This is a genomic window from Nocardioides immobilis (genome assembly GCF_003515065.1).
Classification (GTDB): domain Bacteria; phylum Actinomycetota; class Actinomycetes; order Propionibacteriales; family Nocardioidaceae; genus Nocardioides; species Nocardioides immobilis.
Genome location: NZ_QXGH01000015.1, coordinates 23,614 through 38,316, shown reverse-complemented (window position 1 = coordinate 38,316; position 14,703 = coordinate 23,614). Strand labels below are relative to the sequence as shown.

Below are 14,703 nucleotides of genomic sequence, written 5' to 3'. Positions count from 1 at the left end.
TGTTTTATGCCCGATCGTGTTGTTTGTCAAGGGTCCTCGCCGCTAGGGTGTGAACATGGTCACCTCGATCCACGGCACTCCGGTCGTCCCTGGGCTCGCTTTCGGCCCGGTCCTCATCGCGACGTCCGACGTCTCCACCGGCGCCGTTGCGGCGTACGGCGACGGCGGTCACGCCGATGCGGCGGCCGCGCTCGCGGCGTACGACGAAGCGGTGGCCCAGGTGGCTGACGGCTTCCGTACCAAGGCCGCTGCCAGCACCGGAGCGACCGCCGAGGTGCTGACGGCCAGTGCCGGTCTCGCCTCGGACCGCGGCCTGCGCGCCGCCGTCCGCAAGAACCTCAACGCCGGCCAGCCGCTGCTCGCGGCCCTCGATGCCGCTGTCGAGCAGTTCGTCAACGTCTTCGCCGGCATGGGCGGACTGATGGCCGAACGGGTCACCGACCTCCGCGACATCCACGCCCGGATGCTGGCGCGCCTGGTCGGCGAGCCGGAGCCGGGCGTGCCGGTCCCGACCGCACCGTCGGTGCTCGTCGCCCTCGACCTCGCGCCCGCGGACACGGCCGGACTCGACCCGTCACTGGTCGTGGCGATCGTGACCGAGCGTGGCGGGAAGACCAGCCACACCTCGATCATCGCGCGGCAGCTCGGCATCCCGTGCGTGGTGGGCGCCAGCGGCGCGATCGCCGCGCTCGACGGCCACACGGCGTTGGTCGACGGCGAGCTCGGAACGATCGAGGTCGACCCCGAGCACGACAAGGCGGCGGCACTGGTGGCCGAGGACCGGGCGGAGCGGGCCGTGCTCGCCACCTGGTCGGGACCCGGCCGCACCGCGGACGGACGCCTGGTCAAGCTGCTGGCCAACGTCGCGGACGCGGCGTCGTCCGTGGCCGCGAGCGCCGAACCCGTCACCGGCATCGGCCTGTTCCGCACCGAGCTGTGCTTCCTCGACCGCGAGACGGAGCCGACCGTCGAGGAGCAGGCCGACATCTACGCCAGCGTCCTGGCGCCGTTCGCCGGTGAGGAGCGCCACGTGGTCGTCCGGACCCTGGACGCCGGTTCCGACAAGCCGATCGCGTTCGCGACGCACCCGGACGAGGAGAACCCCGCACTGGGCGTCCGCGGCCTGCGACTGGCCTTCGCCGACCGCGGCCTGCTGCACCGCCAGCTCGACGCGATCGCGATCGCCGCCGAGCGCACGGGCGCCGACTGCTGGGTGATGGCGCCGATGGTGGCGACCGTCGCCGAGGCCCGGGACTTCGCGGCCGACGTGCGCGAGCGCGGCCTGAAGCCGGGCGTGATGGTCGAGGTGCCGAGCGCAGCACTCCTCGCCCACAAGATCCTGGAGGAGGTGGACTTCCTCTCGATCGGTACCAACGACCTCACGCAGTACACGATGGCCGCCGACCGGATGGCCACCGACCTCGCCCACCTCACCGATCCCTGGCAGCCAGCGGTGCTGCAGCTGGTGGCGATCGCCGCCGAGGCCGGCCGGCAGGCCGGCAAGCCCGTGGGCGTCTGCGGCGAGGCCGCCGCCGACCCGCTGCTCGCCTGCGTGCTGGTCGGCCTCGGCATCACGTCACTGTCGATGGCGTCGGCCGCCGTCCGCCCGGTGGGCGCGCGGGTCTCCGAGCTGACCGTCGGTCATTGCGAGGAAATGGCGGACGCGGCTCTCGCCGCGGTGGACCCTGCCACCGCACGCGAGGCCGCGCGCGCCGTACTGCTTTGATTTGGCCGACTGTGTCGCAGACTCAGACCAGGTCGGTCGGGTCGTCGAGCTCGGGCACCGGCTCCTCACCGTGCTGGGCGAGGGCCCGCTTGGAGGCGTCCCGGATCTCGAACAGCTCCGTCGCCAGCCCGCCGAGCGCACCGGCGACCTCCTTGACGGCGCCGGTGATGATCGTCGTGACCTCACCGACGGCGCCGATCGCCGCCTCAGCGCCTGCCTGCAGGGCGTCCTTGGAGATCTCGGCCTTGCTCAGGTGGTCCTGACCCTCGGTGTTCATGCGCCCAGTCTGACCGTTGTGGCTCATGCCGCCAACGGGGTCTCGGTCACAGTCGACTGGGGCGTCTTCGGCGCCCGGGTCGGCAGCGAGAGCCGGAAGATCTTCTTCGCGACGCTGAAGAGCTGCTTGTGCAGCGGGCCGGTGTTGTACTGCAGGCCGTAGCGCTGGCAGATCTCCTGGACCTCGACCGAAAGCTCCGGGTAGCGGCGCGCGGGGATGTCCGGGAACAGGTGGTGCTCGATCTGGTGGCTCAGGTTGCCGCTCATCACGTGCAGCAGCTTGCTGCCGGTGATGTTGGCCGAGCCCAGCAGCTGGCGGTAGTACCACCCGCCGCGCGACTCGTTCTCGGTCTCCTCGACCGTGAAGGTGGCCACGCCCGCCGGGAAGTGGCCGCAGAAGATGATGTTGAAGGTCCACACGTTGCGGACCAGGTTGGCCACGGCGTTGCCGGCCAGGGTCGTGAGGAAGAACGGGCCGGACAGCAGCGGGAAGACGACGTAGTCCTTGAGGACCTGCTTGCCCACCTTCTTGCGGATGCGACGCATGATCGGCGCGTTCTCGCCGCGCCACAGGTGGCGACGGCCCGCGAAGACCTCCTCGACCTCGAGGTCGTGGAGCATCACGCCCCACTCGAAGAACGTCATCAGCAGGAACGCGTAGAGCGGGTTGCCCAGGTAGTAGGGGCGCCACTCCTGCTCCTCGTCCATGCGGAGGATGCCGTAGCCCACGTCGCGGTCCTTGCCCACGATGTTGGTGTACGTGTGGTGCATGTAGTTGTGGCCGTACTTCCAGTTCTCGGCCGGGGCCATCGTGTCCCAGTCGAACATCCGGGAGTTGAGGGCGGGGTCACCCATCCAGTCGTACTGGCCGTGCATGACGTTGTGGCCGATCTCCATGTTGTCGAGGATCTTCGACACGGAGAGCGAGGCCACGGCGGCCGGCCACAGCGGCGGGATGTAGAACATCACGCGGCCGGCGACCTCGAAGCCGCGCTGGTACTTCACGACCTTGCGGATGTAGTTCGCGTCCTCCTCGCCCAGGTCGGCGACGACGCGCTGCCTGATCGCGTCCATCTCGTCGCCGAAGGCGTCGAGCTGCTCGGCGGTCAGGGTGTACTTGGGGCTGAGCTCCGTGTCGGTGCGGGTCTTCACCGGCGGCCTCTCGATCGTGATGCTCATGTCAGGTCCTTTCACAGGTCCACGGCGCAGTCGCCCTCGGGCGAGCTGACGCAGATGCGGATGTCTTCATCGGGCAGGGAAGAGGTCTCACCGGTCAGCACGTTGCGGACGGTGCCCTCTTTCTTGGTGGCCGTGCAGGAGAAGCAGATGCCCATCCGGCAGCCGAACTGCGGGGTGAGCCCGGCGGCCTCGGCCTGCTCGAGCAGGGTGGCGCCGGAGTTGGCGGCGGTGGAGCCGGAACGGGTGAAGGTGACGTCGCCCTCCGCCGATCCGTTGCTGACCACCGGCGGCTTGAAGTACTCGACGTGCAGGCTGTCGGATCCCTCGAAGGCCGGGCGGACTGCGTCCACCAGGCCGGCGGGACCGCAGAGCCAGGTCGGGACGTCGCGGAAGCCCGGGACGATCCGCTCGAGCTCCAGGGCGGAGAAGTTGCGGCCGCCCTGCTCCGGGTAGACGAGGTGCAGGTCGATGCCGTAGCCGGAGCGACGGATCTCCTCGAGCTCCTCGGCGAAGATCTGGTGCTCGGGGCTCTGCGCGTAGTGCAGGAAGGTGATCCGCCCCCGGTGGGTGCGACGCTGCAAGGAGCGCAGCATCGACATCACCGGCGTGATGCCGGAGCCCCCGGAGACGAAGACGATGTGGTCCGGCACGTGGTCGGGGAGAACGAACTCCCCCTGCGCCTGGGACAGGTGCACCATGGTGCCTACCTCGGCCCGCTCGACCAGGTAGCGCGAGACCACCCCTTCCGGGTTAGCGCGCATCGTGATGGTGAAGCGGTCGCCGGCCTTCGACTCGGGGCTGGAGATGGTGAAGACCCGGGTCGTACGACGGGCGCCGTCGACCTCGACGCCCAGCTGGACGTGCTGGCCGGCGCGGTGGCCGCGCCAGGTCGAGGTCGGCTGCAGCGTGATGGTGGCGACCGGTGGGTGGCCGGGGACGTCGACCTCACGGGTGATGTCGACGATGCGGGCGCGGACCTCGTTGGCGGCCCACATCGGGTTGACCAGCTCGAGGTAGCGGTCCACGCCGTGCGGGGTGGCCAGCGCGGCGGCGAAGCGGGATCGCAAGACCCGGGTGGTCGCGTCGGCGACAATGCTCATCGGGAACCTCTTAAAAGTTTCGGTGTACGTCTGTACACCGAGAAGCCTGCCCGGTTCCGCGGGCGGTACGCAAGCACCGCGGGACGTGAGGGTGCACACATGTTCACTCACGGTAGGCTGGGGTAGTGACCGAGACCCGCGTCGAGCGCAAGGAGCGCACCCGTCGTGCGATCCTCGACGCGGCGCTCGAGCTGTGCGAGACGCAGCCCCTGGCCGCGCTCTCGCTGCGCCAGGTCGCCAAGCAGGTCGGCGTCGTCCCGACCGCGTTCTACCGCCACTTCGAGTCGATCGACGAGCTCGGCCTCGCACTCGTGGACGAGTCGTTCACGTCGCTGCGCGAGCTGCTCCGGTCCGCCCGCACCTTCGACTCCCCGCCCGCCAGCGACCGGGCGCTGTTCCTCGCCATCGTCGACAACTCGGTCAAGGCGCTGGTCTCGCACGTCCCGAAGGCGGAGCGCCACTTCCGCTTCATCGCCCGCGAGCGGCTGGCGGGCTCGGTGCCGGTCCGCGCGGCCGTGCGCCACCAGCTCGAGCTCATCGAGCGCGAGCTGGCCACTGACATCGCGCGGGTTCCCGGAGCCGGCGGCTGGTCCGGGGAGGACCTCCTGATCCTTGCCAACCTGCTCGTCAACGCGATGCTCTCCCACGCCGAGGAGCTCGCCCTCGCAGGAGGACGCGAGGACGTCGTACGACGCATCGAGGGAGTGGCGCGACGCCAGCTCCACATCGTGCTGATCGGCGCGCTGAGCTGGGACTCGTCGAGATGAACCCACTCGTGGCGCGGGCCGCCTTCCTCGACGAGAATTGAGTCGACCCGCCGCCTACTGGCGACGGGTCGACCCGGTTGCGAGCGTCAGTGCCCGACGGGAGCGCCCTCGGGGGCCTCGACCCGCGACGGCAGCATCAGCGCCAGCACGACCACGGCGATGCCGATGACGGCACCGACGGCGAACGCCCACTGCAAGCCGCCGACGACCGCGTCCGCCTCGCCCGAGCCGGCCGACAGGAGGTGCTCCTTGCGGTTCTGCATGACGACCACCAGCAACGCCGTGCCGACGGCGCCGGCCACCTGCTGCAGCGTCCCGAGCAGCGAGCTGCCGTGGGAGTACAGCTGCGGCGGGAGGTCACCCAGTCCGAGCGTGAAGACCGGCGTGAAGATCGCGGCCAGGCACGCCATCAGGACGACGTGGACGCCGAGGATCATCCAGTACGGCGTGTCGACGCCGATCCGGCTCAGCGCGCCCAGGGCGACGACCATCCCGATCGAGCCGGGGATCACCAGCGGCCGCGAGCCGAACCGGTCGTAGAGCTTGCCGACCTGGGGGCCCAGGAGACCCATCGCGAGACCACCCGGCATCACCAGCAGGCCCGTCTCCAGCTCGGAGAGCCCGCGCAGGTTCTGCAGGTAGAGCGGCAGCAGGATCATCGATCCGAGGAACGCCATGAAACCGGCGGACATCAGCAGCAGGGAGACGGCGTACGTGCGGTGCTTGAGCGTGCGCAGGTCGAGCAGCGGCACGTCGGACCGCTGCAGCTTGAGCTGGTACGCGACGAACGCCGCCACCAGCAGCACACCGGCGAGGACGAGCAGGGTCACCGTGGACGCGGACCCGTTGCCGATCTCGCTGAGTCCGTAGACGAGCGTGGCGAAGCCACCCGCGGCCAGCACGACGCTGAGCCAGCTGACCGAGCTGACCTGGGCCTCGCCGACGTTCTCCAGCTGGCGCATGCCGGCGATGGCGACCAGAGCGGCCACCGGCAGCACGAACACGAAGATCAGCCGCCACGAGCCGAGGTCGAGGATGACGCCGGAGACGGCCGGACCGAGCGCCGGGGCGCAGGAGATCGCCAGGGTCACCTGGCCCATCACCCGGCCGCGGTCGGCCTCGGGGACGACGGTCATCAGCGTGGTCATCAGCAGCGGCATCATGACGGCGGTGCCACCGGCCTGGATCACCCGGCCGGCGAGGAGCACCTCGTAGACCGGCGCGATCGCGGCGAGCGCCGTGCCGGCGCAGAAGGTCGCCATCGCGACGGCGTACGCCGACCGCGTGCTGACGCGCTGGAGGAACCAACCGGTCAACGGGATCACCGCGGCCATCGTCAGCATGAAGGCGGTGGACAGCCACTGCGCGCTCCGCTCGTCGATGGAGAAGTCCGCCATCAACCGCGGGATCGCGTTGATCATGATCGTCTCGTTGAGGATCACCACGAACGTGGCGGCGACGAGCAGCTTGATCACCAGTGGCGTCTTGCCCGGGGTGCCGGCGAACTCCTGCTCGAACTCGGCGACGTCGGCTGCGGGGCACTCCTCCGGGGTGAGGCCTCCAGCCTCGGTGGGCACAGTCATCTCTGGGTCCTGTCTTCGTCGGGGGTGCGGGAGCCGGTCTCGCTGCCGGGCCCGCCGTTCACCTACTCCACGAACGGCGGCTGCTCATTTCGACACCTCGGCGGGAGATTTCTCATCGCTCGAGGGCCAACCTGTGAGCAGGCTCCATGCTTCCCGACGCCACCGACAGCGCGCCAAGCATTTCTTGCTCTGTCACGCCCCGCGCATGACGCAGGTCTCAGCGGGTGAGGACGATCTTCCCGAAGATGTCGCCGGCGGCCATCGCCGCGAACCCGTCGCGGGCCTCTTCCATCGGGAGCGTCCGGTCGATCACCGGCCGCACACCGGTCGCGTCGAGCATCGTGACCAGGGCCGCCAGCTCGTCCCGGGTGCCCATCGTGGAGCCGACCACGCTGAGCTGGAGGAAGAAGATGTTGGTCAGCATCGCGTCGTCGAGCTGCGGTCCGGACGTCGTACCGGAGATCACGATGCGTCCGCCGGGCCGCAGCGAGCGGACCGAGTGGGTCCACGTCGCCTTGCCGACGGTCTCCATGACCGCGTCGACCTTGACCGGCAGCCGTGCGCCCGACTCGAAGACCTCGTGGGCACCGAGCTCCAGCGCCTTGGCCCGCTTGGACTCGTCGCGGCTGGTGGCCAGCACCCGCAGGCCGCCGGCGCGGGCGAGCGCGATCAGCGCGGTGGCCACGCCACCGCCCGCGCCCTGCACGAGCACGGTGTCCCCCGCCTTGAGGCCGCCCTGGGTGAAGAGCATCCGGTACGCCGTGAGCCAGGCGGTCGGCAGACAGGCGGCCTCCTCGAAGGACAGGGAGGCCGGCTTCGGCACCACGTTGCGGCGAGGTACGACGACCCGCTCGGCGAACGTGCCCTGGTAGCGCTCGGAGAGCAGCGACCGTCGCGGGTCGAGGGTCTCGTCGCCGGTCCAGTCGGGGCTGCTGACGACGGCGTGGACGACGACCTCGTTGCCGTCCTCGTCGTGGCCGGCCGCGTCGCAGCCGAGGATCATCGGCAGCGCGTCCTCCTTGAGCCCGACACCGCGCAGCGACCAGAGGTCGTGGTGGTTGAGGGAGGCGGCCTTGACGGTGACCGTCGTCCAGCCGTCCGGCGCCTCGGGCTCCGAGCGCTCACCCAGCACCAGGCCGGAGAGCGGGTCGTCGGTGCTGAAGGACTGTGCGGTGACGGCGAACATGCACCGAACGCTATCGAGGGCTGGGCACCTGGCGATCGGCGGCCGTCTCATCGACCTCCGCCACCCGCTCGGCCTGCTCCGCCTTCCATGCCTTCCACGCGACGACGGCAGGGACGACGACCGCGACCGCGAAGAGCGTCCAGTCCAGCCAGAGCGGAACTCCGCCGAGCGCCTTGATGATCGTGATGCCGTTGACGAGGACGACGAGGCCGCCGACCAGCGTGCCCATCGGGCGGTGCGGGAGCCGCCCGGCCAGTCGGGCCGCGATCGGCGCCACGATGACGCCACCGAGGACCAGACCGAGGACCGGCAGCCACGGGATCCCGTGCTGGGCGGCGCCGGTGAGGAACCCGGACGACACCGAGACCGCGACGACGAACTCGGCCGCGTTCGTCGTGCCGACCACCTTGCGCGGCTCGTGCTTGGTGACCGTCATCAGGCTGGGGGTCACGACCGGGCCCCAACCACCGCCACCGGTCGCGTCGACGAAGCCGCCGACGACGCCGATCGGCGCCAGCCAGCGAGCGGTCTGGCCGTTCTTGGGCGTCGGGATCAGCGTCTGCCCGAGGCCGAACCGCGCGAAGATCACCGCACCGAAGAACACCAGCAACCCGGCCATCCAGCCCTTCGCCGACTCCAGGCTGATGTTGGTCAGCACCACCGCGCCCAGGAAGCCGCCGAGAGCTCCGGGTACGGCGACCCGGAGCAGGATGCGGCCGTCGACGTTGCCCGCGCGCCAGTGGGACAGCCCGCTGATCAGCGTCGTCGGGAGCTTGGCGGCGTGGGTCGCGGCGCTTGCCGTGACCGGCGCGACGCCGAGGTAGAGGAGAACGGTCGCCGAGGTGACGCCGAACCCCATGCCCAGGGTGCCGTCGATGAACTGGGCGACGCCGCCGGCGAGAGCGAACGCAGCGAAGATCCACATGATAAGTACACCCTTAGACTGTTAAACATACTTCCTTTGTATGTTGAGCAATCCAATGTACTTTAGAGGTTGACAAGACGACAAGTCGGTGGCCGGATCGGCGCGTCGAGCCGTCGGTCAGGATCGCCGCCGCGTCAGGAGAGACGCGGGGCCAGGTGAGGCGCGGTCAGAGCCGCGCGACGCCGTCGCGCCGGGCCGCCGCGGCGACCGCTGCCGCGACTGCCGGACCGACCCGGGGGTCGAACGGCGAGGGGATCACCATGTCCTCGCTGAGCTCGTCGCCGACCAGCTCGGCGAGCGCCTGGGCGGCCGCGACCTTCATGCCCTCGGTGATGGCCGACGCGTGCACGTCGAACGCGCCGCGGAAGATGCCGGGGAACGCCAGCACGTTGTTGATCTGGTTGGGGAAGTCCGAGCGGCCGGTCGCCACCACCCGCGCGTGGCGGTGGGCGACGTCGGGGTGCACCTCGGGATTGGGGTTGGCCATCGCGAAGATGATCGCGTCGTCGGCCATCGTCGCGACGACCTCCTCCGGCACCGTCCCGCCGGACACGCCGATGTAGACGTCCGCGCCGGCGAACGCGTCGGCGAGCGTGCCGCTGCGACCGGACCGGTCGGCGGTCAGCTCGGCCAGCGCCTTCTTCGACGGAGTGAGGTCGTGGCGGTCGGAGCTCACCACACCCTTGCGGTCGGTGACGACCAGGTCCTTCACGCCGGCCTCGAGCAGGATCTTCGCGATCGCGACGCCCGCGGCGCCGGCACCTGAGATGACGACCCGGGTCGACTCGGCGTTGCGGCCGGTGAGCCGGAGCGCGTTGACCAGTGCGGCCAGCGTGACGACGGCGGTGCCGTGCTGGTCGTCGTGGAAGACCGGGATGTCGAGCCGCTCCTTGAGCCGGTCCTCGATCTCGAAGCAGCGCGGCGCGGAGATGTCCTCGAGGTTGATGCCACCGAAGCTCGGCGCCAGGCGCACGACCGTCTCGATGATCTCCTCGACGTCGGTCGTCGCCAGGCAGATCGGGACGCCGTCGACGCCTCCGAACTGCTTGAACAGGACGGCCTTGCCCTCCATCACCGGCATCGCGGCGGCCGGGCCGATGTCGCCCAGGCCGAGCACGGCGGTGCCGTCGCTGACGATGGCCACCGTGTTGGGGACCCACGTGTAGTGGCGGGTCAGCCCCGGGTCGGCCGCGATCGCCTCGCACACCTCGGCGACGCCGGGCGTGTAGGCCAGCGAGAGATCGGCCTTGTTCGTGAGGCCCACCGTCGCGACGGTTTCCATCTTCCCCCCGACGTGCAGGTCGAAGACCGGCTCACCCGCGCGCGGGTGGGAGGGAGGGACATCGGCGGCCACGAGGAACGATTCTTCCACAGCCGGCGCCGCTCGCGGTCCGAATGTCCCGCAGACGGGCGCACGCCCGGTGATCGGGCTCACAGCCTCCCGAGCAGACCACGCGGCCGCGGCCACACCCGGGCGAGCACGACGCCCAGGACCTCCGCCTCCGGCACGGCTCCCCGGTGCCGCGAGTCCACGCCGTCGTCCGGGTTGTCGGAGAGCAGCCACCAGCCGTCGGCGCGTTGCTCGACCGCCCGCTTCACCGCGACCGTCCCGTCAGCGAACCGCGCCACCACCACCCGGCCGGGTCGCGGAGACCGGCGGTGCCACAGCAGGAGCCGGTCTCCCGGCACCAGCGTCGGGCGCATCGAGTCACCCCGCACCACCGCGAGACCGAGGGGTACGACAAAGCGCGACCCCGCCGCGCTCGGCGTACGCCCCTCGTTTTCCGACCTCGCCACGGCGAGTAGTGTCGCAGCCGGAAGGGAACCGCCTTCCCCTACGTGACCACGAAGAGAGGACCCGCATGTTCTCGCGCTTGTTCGCCCCCACCCTCGAGGTGTCTGCCCACTGCGACCTGCCCTGCGGCGTCTACGACCCGGCCCAGGCCCGGATCGAGGCGGAGTCGGTCAAGGCCATCGTCCAGAAGGCACTCGACAGCGACGACCCGGACTTCCGCACCCGCGCGATCCTCATCAAGGAGCAGCGCTCGGAGCTGGTGAAGCACCACCTGTGGGTGCTCTGGACCGACTACTTCAAGCCCCCGCACTTCGAGAAGTACCCTGAGCTCCACACGCTGGTGAACGAGGCGACGAAGCTCGCCGGAGCCACCGGCACCAAGGGCACGCTCGACGTCGCGAAGGCCGACGAGCTGCTCGCCAAGATCGACGAGATCGCCAAGATCTTCTGGGAGACGAAGCAGGCATGATCACCAGCGGCGTGGGCGCCCGATCCGACGTCGAGCTGCGGCTGCCGGCGGACGGCGCCTACGCCGCTGTGCTCCGCACCTTGACGGCCGGCCTCGCAGCGCGCCTGGACTTCACGATGGACGACATCGAGGACCTGCGGATCGCCGTGAGCGAGGCGACCGCGATGGTGCTCGACGAGGCGGACTCCGGGACCGACCTCGTCTGCCAGTTCCGCTTGGAGCCGGGCGAGCTCCGCCTCGAGTGCAGCGCCGCCTCGGAGTCCCCCAGCACCCCCGACTACGACAGCTTCGGCTGGCAGGTCCTCACCACGTTGACGACCGATGCCAGCGTGGACGCCGCGCCCGGCCATTACGCCGTCCGGCTCGCCCTCCGGTCCTCGCTCGACCAGCAATGACGGACGTCGAGTCTCGGGAGGGCGTCCGCTCCGCCGCTCTCGAAGCGACCAGGCGCGAGAACGCCCGGTTGTTCATGGTGTTCCGCGACCCGGACGTCTCCGACGCCGAGCGCGAGAGCGCGCGCGAGGCGCTGGTGCACCTGCACCTGCCGCTGGTCGAGCACTGCGCACGCCGCTTCCGCAACCGCGGCGAGCCCTTCGAGGACCTGGTCCAGGTCGGCACGATCGGCCTGATCAAGTCGGTCGACCGGTTCGACACCGACCGCGGCGTCGAGTTCTCGACCTACGCGACGCCGACGATCATCGGCGAGATCAAGCGCTACTTCCGCGACAAGGGGTGGGCGATCCGCGTCCCGCGCCGGCTCCAGGAGCTGCGGATGCAGATCAGCGCATCGACCGCTGAGCTCACCCAGTCCCTGGGCCGCTCCCCCACGCCGCGCGAGATCGCCGAGGCCATCGGCTGCTCGGTCGAGGAGATCATCGAGGGCCTGGAGTCCAGCAACGCCTACGCCACGCTCTCCCTCGACGCCACCGACGGCTCCGACGAGGGCGGCCAGAGCATGCTCGAGGCGATCGGGATCGACGACGCGGCCCTCGAGCACGTCGAGATCCGCGAGTCGGTCAAGCCGCTGCTCGAGAGCCTGCCGCCGCGCGAGAAGAAGATCCTGCTGCTGCGCTTCTTCAAGAACATGACGCAGTCGCAGATCGCCGCCGAGATCGGCGTGTCCCAGATGCACGTGTCGCGCCTGCTGACCCGCACGCTCGAGCAGCTGCGGGCCTCGCTGGAGACCGACGACTGACTCGTCCTGCCCGGTTCCTGCCTGCGCTACTGCTCGGGCTTCTCGGGCTCCTCACCCATCAGCGCGTCCAACGAGTCCGGGTGCAGCACGCCGGCGAGGACGATGAGCGCGACCACGACGACGGCCACGGCTGCCACGGCGTGCTCCCGGATGTTCCAGGCGAGACCGAGCAGGATCAGCTGGGTGATCAACGCCGGCCCACGCGACCACGAGGCCCGGCGCCACAGCCCCCAGCCGGCGACCAGCAGGAGCACGCCGTACAGGGCGAAGAACCCGGCCGTCGACAGGCCCATCGCGCGGCGGTCGGCGTCCAGGTCCGCGACCTCGAGCACCGCGAGCGCCAGGAGTACGGCGCCCTGGACCGCCACCAGGGACGCGGCGACCGTCAGCGGGGGCGGTGCGGCGGGCGGGATCGGCGTGTCGGACACGGCGGGGAGCCTAGACGACTCAGTCCGCGGACAGATCCGGGTCGAGCGCTTGGGCGATGGTGCAGACTGTCAAATCTGGCCGTGGACGCGGTGTGTGACCCATCAAACCGTCCTGACCCCTTGATTCGTGAGCGTTTCCTTGGAAGCCTTGCAGCGCGATCGTGAAACCGTTCACTTTTGCTCCTCCCTGTCGCGCCCGCGGGCGGGGAGCTCCTTAAAGCTCGATCACGGCCGCACGCACGGAGAAAGAGGGATTCCCCACCCATGGATTGGCGTCACCGTTCCGCATGCCTCGACGAGGATCCGGAGCTGTTCTTCCCGATCGGCAACACCGGTCCGGCCATCCTCCAGATCGAGGAGGCCAAACAGGTGTGCCGACGCTGCGACGTGCGCGAGCAATGCCTCGCGTGGGCGCTCGAGGCGGGACAGGACCACGGCGTCTGGGGTGGTCTCAGTGAGGACGAGCGGCGCGCGCTGAAGCGCCGCAACGCCCGCGCTCGGGTGCGCACGCCCGTCTGAGTCGACCCGGTCGATCGGGCTCGCCCCGGATCAGTCGAGGGGCACCGAGAGATCGGCACGCGTCCCGCCGGTCGGCGACGCGCCCAGGGTGAGGTGACCGCCGAGCTCCGACTCGACGAGCGTCTTGACGATCGACAGGCCCAGGCTCGGCGAGTCCTCCAGGTCGAAGCCGTCGGGAAGGCCGCGGCCGTCGTCGTCGATGCTCACCTCGAGCTGTCCGCCGCGTCGCTGCGCGGACATCACGATCTCCCCACCCTCCTCGGGCTGGGAGCCGTCGGTCGGGTACCCGTGCTCGACCGCGTTCTGGAGCAGCTCGGTCAGGACCATCGCGAGCGGGGTCGCCTGCTCCGAGAGGAGCATCCCGAACTTGCCCTCGCGCCGGATCCGGACCGGGGCCAGCCCCACGTCGGTGACCAGCCGGGCCAGCCGGTCGGCGATCTCGTCGAAGTCGACGGCCTCCTCGACCGCCTGGCTGAGGGTCTCGTGGACGATCGCGATCGACCCGACTCGTCGTACCGCCTCCTCCAGGGCTGCGGTGGCCTCCTCGGAGTCGATCCGACGGGCCTGCAGCCGGAGCAGCGCGGCGACGGTCTGGAGGTTGTTCTTCACCCGGTGGTGGATCTCCCGGATGGTGGCGTCCTTGGTGATCAGCTCGCGGTCGCGGCGGCGGAGGTCGGTGACGTCGCGGAGCAGGATCAGCCCACCGATGTGCTCGCCCTCGGGCCGCAGCGGGATCGCGCGGACGATGAGCGCGATGTCGCCCGACCCGATCTCGGTGTCGCGGTGCGCCCGCGCGCCGAGCACTGCGCTCAGGGTCTCCTCGTCCGGGCGCTTGCGCGGAGGCACCAGGTCACGGGTGAGGTCGGTGAGCAGGTGGCCGGCCAGGTCACCGGTCAGCCCGAGCTTGCGGTAGACCGACAGCGCGTTGGGGCTCGCGTAGACCACCCGCCCCTCGGCGTCGACCCGCAGGAACCCGTCACCCACCCGCGGCGAGTCGGCATGGTCGCTGCGCTGGCCCGGCGCCGGGAAGTGACCGGACGCGATCATCTTGGTGAGGTCGCCGGCGGTCTGGAGGTAGTTGATCTCGAGCCGGCTCGGCGTACGGACCCCGAGCAGGTTGGTGTTGCGCGCGATCACGGCGATCACCCGGCCCTCCCGGCGCACCGGGATGGCCTCGACCCGCACCGGCACCTCGTCCCGCCACTCCGGGTCGCCCTCGCGCGCGATCCGGCCGTGCTCGTACGCGGTGTCGACGAGAGGCCGGCGGCCGTGGGCGACGAACGAGCCGACGACGTCGTCGACGTACGCCGTCGGGCCGGTCGTGGGGCGCATCTGACCCGCCGCCCAGTAGCCGCCGCCCTGACGGTCCGGCAGCCACATCACCAGGTCCGCGAACGACAGGTCCGCGATGATCTGCCAGTCCGCGAGGATCCCCTGAAGCCAGCCGATGTCGTCCTCGTCGAGGTCGGTGTGGCGCCGGGCGATGGCAGGGAGGGACGGCACGGGCTCACGCTAGCCGTTGCGCCCGTCGTCGACATCAGCCCCGGTCCAGACC

Annotated in this window: 16 protein-coding genes; 6 read left to right on the top strand and 10 right to left on the bottom strand. The window is 70.4% G+C overall.

Translation table 11 applies throughout. The annotated features are described in order from the left end of the window. Positions 1–55: 55 nt before the first annotated feature. Positions 56–1,726 carry a phosphoenolpyruvate--protein phosphotransferase gene (gene ptsP / locus D0Z08_RS11525; protein WP_118925394.1) on the top strand — a complete coding sequence of 557 codons (1,671 nt, stop codon included), beginning with the start codon at positions 56–58 and terminating at the stop codon, positions 1,724–1,726. Positions 1,727–1,748: 22 nt separating this feature from the next. On the opposite strand, the gene D0Z08_RS11520 is transcribed toward ptsP, so the two are convergent. The 3 genes from D0Z08_RS11520 to D0Z08_RS11510 are packed head-to-tail and all read right to left on the bottom strand — an operon-like array spanning position 1,749 to position 4,281. Continuing rightward, entirely contained in the window at positions 1,749–2,003 is a 255-nt protein-coding gene (locus tag D0Z08_RS11520; protein WP_118925393.1) for a hypothetical protein, read from the bottom strand. Positions 2,004–2,026: 23 nt separating this feature from the next. Beyond that, the gene (locus D0Z08_RS11515; protein WP_118925392.1) at positions 2,027–3,181 is read right to left on the bottom strand and encodes a fatty acid desaturase family protein; all 1,155 of its coding nucleotides are present in this window, start codon (positions 3,179–3,181) and stop codon (positions 2,027–2,029) included. An 11-nt stretch (positions 3,182–3,192) separates the two neighbouring features. Beyond that, the gene (locus D0Z08_RS11510) at positions 3,193–4,281 is read right to left on the bottom strand and encodes a ferredoxin reductase (RefSeq protein WP_118925391.1); all 1,089 of its coding nucleotides are present in this window, start codon (positions 4,279–4,281) and stop codon (positions 3,193–3,195) included. 125 nt (positions 4,282–4,406) lie between these two features. Here D0Z08_RS11510 and D0Z08_RS11505 point away from each other — a divergent pair, with 125 nt between their 5' ends. Next, positions 4,407–5,048, top strand: a complete 642-nt coding sequence (locus tag D0Z08_RS11505; protein ID WP_118925390.1) for a TetR family transcriptional regulator — start codon at positions 4,407–4,409, stop codon at positions 5,046–5,048. 86 nt (positions 5,049–5,134) lie between these two features. Here the strand turns inward: D0Z08_RS11505 and D0Z08_RS11500 are convergent, their stop codons facing one another. From D0Z08_RS11500 to D0Z08_RS11480, 5 genes are all read right to left on the bottom strand, one after another. After that, complete coding sequence (locus D0Z08_RS11500) at positions 5,135–6,631, bottom strand: MDR family MFS transporter (RefSeq protein WP_118925389.1); 1,497 nt, start codon at positions 6,629–6,631, stop codon at positions 5,135–5,137. A gap of 217 nt (positions 6,632–6,848) precedes the next feature. After that, positions 6,849–7,817, bottom strand: coding sequence for a zinc-binding dehydrogenase (locus tag D0Z08_RS11495; protein WP_118925388.1), 969 nt, complete (start codon positions 7,815–7,817; stop codon positions 6,849–6,851). A gap of 10 nt (positions 7,818–7,827) precedes the next feature. Next, a complete protein-coding gene (locus tag D0Z08_RS11490; protein ID WP_118925387.1) occupies positions 7,828–8,742 on the bottom strand; it encodes a sulfite exporter TauE/SafE family protein in 915 nt (304 codons plus the stop codon). Between the two features lie 166 nt (positions 8,743–8,908). Then, positions 8,909–10,024 carry an NAD(P)-dependent malic enzyme gene (locus tag D0Z08_RS11485; RefSeq protein WP_118925547.1) on the bottom strand — a complete coding sequence of 372 codons (1,116 nt, stop codon included), beginning with the start codon at positions 10,022–10,024 and terminating at the stop codon, positions 8,909–8,911. Between the two features lie 149 nt (positions 10,025–10,173). Further along, positions 10,174–10,539 carry a S24 family peptidase gene (locus D0Z08_RS11480; RefSeq protein WP_245993884.1) on the bottom strand — a complete coding sequence of 122 codons (366 nt, stop codon included), beginning with the start codon at positions 10,537–10,539 and terminating at the stop codon, positions 10,174–10,176. 65 nt (positions 10,540–10,604) lie between these two features. On the opposite strand from D0Z08_RS11480, the gene sodN reads away from it, so the two are divergent. From sodN to D0Z08_RS11465, 3 genes are read left to right on the top strand one after another with little or no spacing between them, the layout of a single operon-like run. Continuing rightward, positions 10,605–11,006: a superoxide dismutase, Ni gene (sodN, locus tag D0Z08_RS11475; protein WP_118925386.1), complete on the top strand. Its 402-nt coding sequence runs from the start codon at positions 10,605–10,607 to the stop codon at positions 11,004–11,006. Then, positions 11,003–11,401 carry an ATP-binding protein gene (locus D0Z08_RS11470; RefSeq protein ID WP_118925385.1) on the top strand — a complete coding sequence of 133 codons (399 nt, stop codon included), beginning with the start codon at positions 11,003–11,005 and terminating at the stop codon, positions 11,399–11,401. Before sodN ends, D0Z08_RS11470 begins: the two co-directional genes overlap by 4 nt. After that, positions 11,398–12,201, top strand: coding sequence for an RNA polymerase sigma factor SigF (locus D0Z08_RS11465; RefSeq protein ID WP_118925384.1), 804 nt, complete (start codon positions 11,398–11,400; stop codon positions 12,199–12,201). The genes D0Z08_RS11470 and D0Z08_RS11465 overlap by 4 nt, the downstream gene beginning before the upstream one ends. Before the next feature lie 26 nt (positions 12,202–12,227). Here the strand turns inward: D0Z08_RS11465 and D0Z08_RS11460 are convergent, their stop codons facing one another. Further along, complete coding sequence (locus D0Z08_RS11460; RefSeq protein ID WP_118925383.1) at positions 12,228–12,629, bottom strand: hypothetical protein; 402 nt, start codon at positions 12,627–12,629, stop codon at positions 12,228–12,230. A gap of 264 nt (positions 12,630–12,893) precedes the next feature. Here D0Z08_RS11460 and D0Z08_RS11455 point away from each other — a divergent pair, with 264 nt between their 5' ends. Next, entirely contained in the window at positions 12,894–13,148 is a 255-nt protein-coding gene (locus tag D0Z08_RS11455) for a WhiB family transcriptional regulator (RefSeq protein WP_118925382.1), read from the top strand. A gap of 30 nt (positions 13,149–13,178) precedes the next feature. Here D0Z08_RS11455 and D0Z08_RS11450 read toward each other — a convergent pair whose 3' ends face one another. Continuing rightward, on the bottom strand, positions 13,179–14,651 hold the full coding sequence (locus tag D0Z08_RS11450) for a PAS domain-containing sensor histidine kinase (protein WP_118925381.1): 1,473 nt from the start codon (positions 14,649–14,651) through the stop codon (positions 13,179–13,181). Positions 14,652–14,703: the final 52 nt, after the last annotated feature.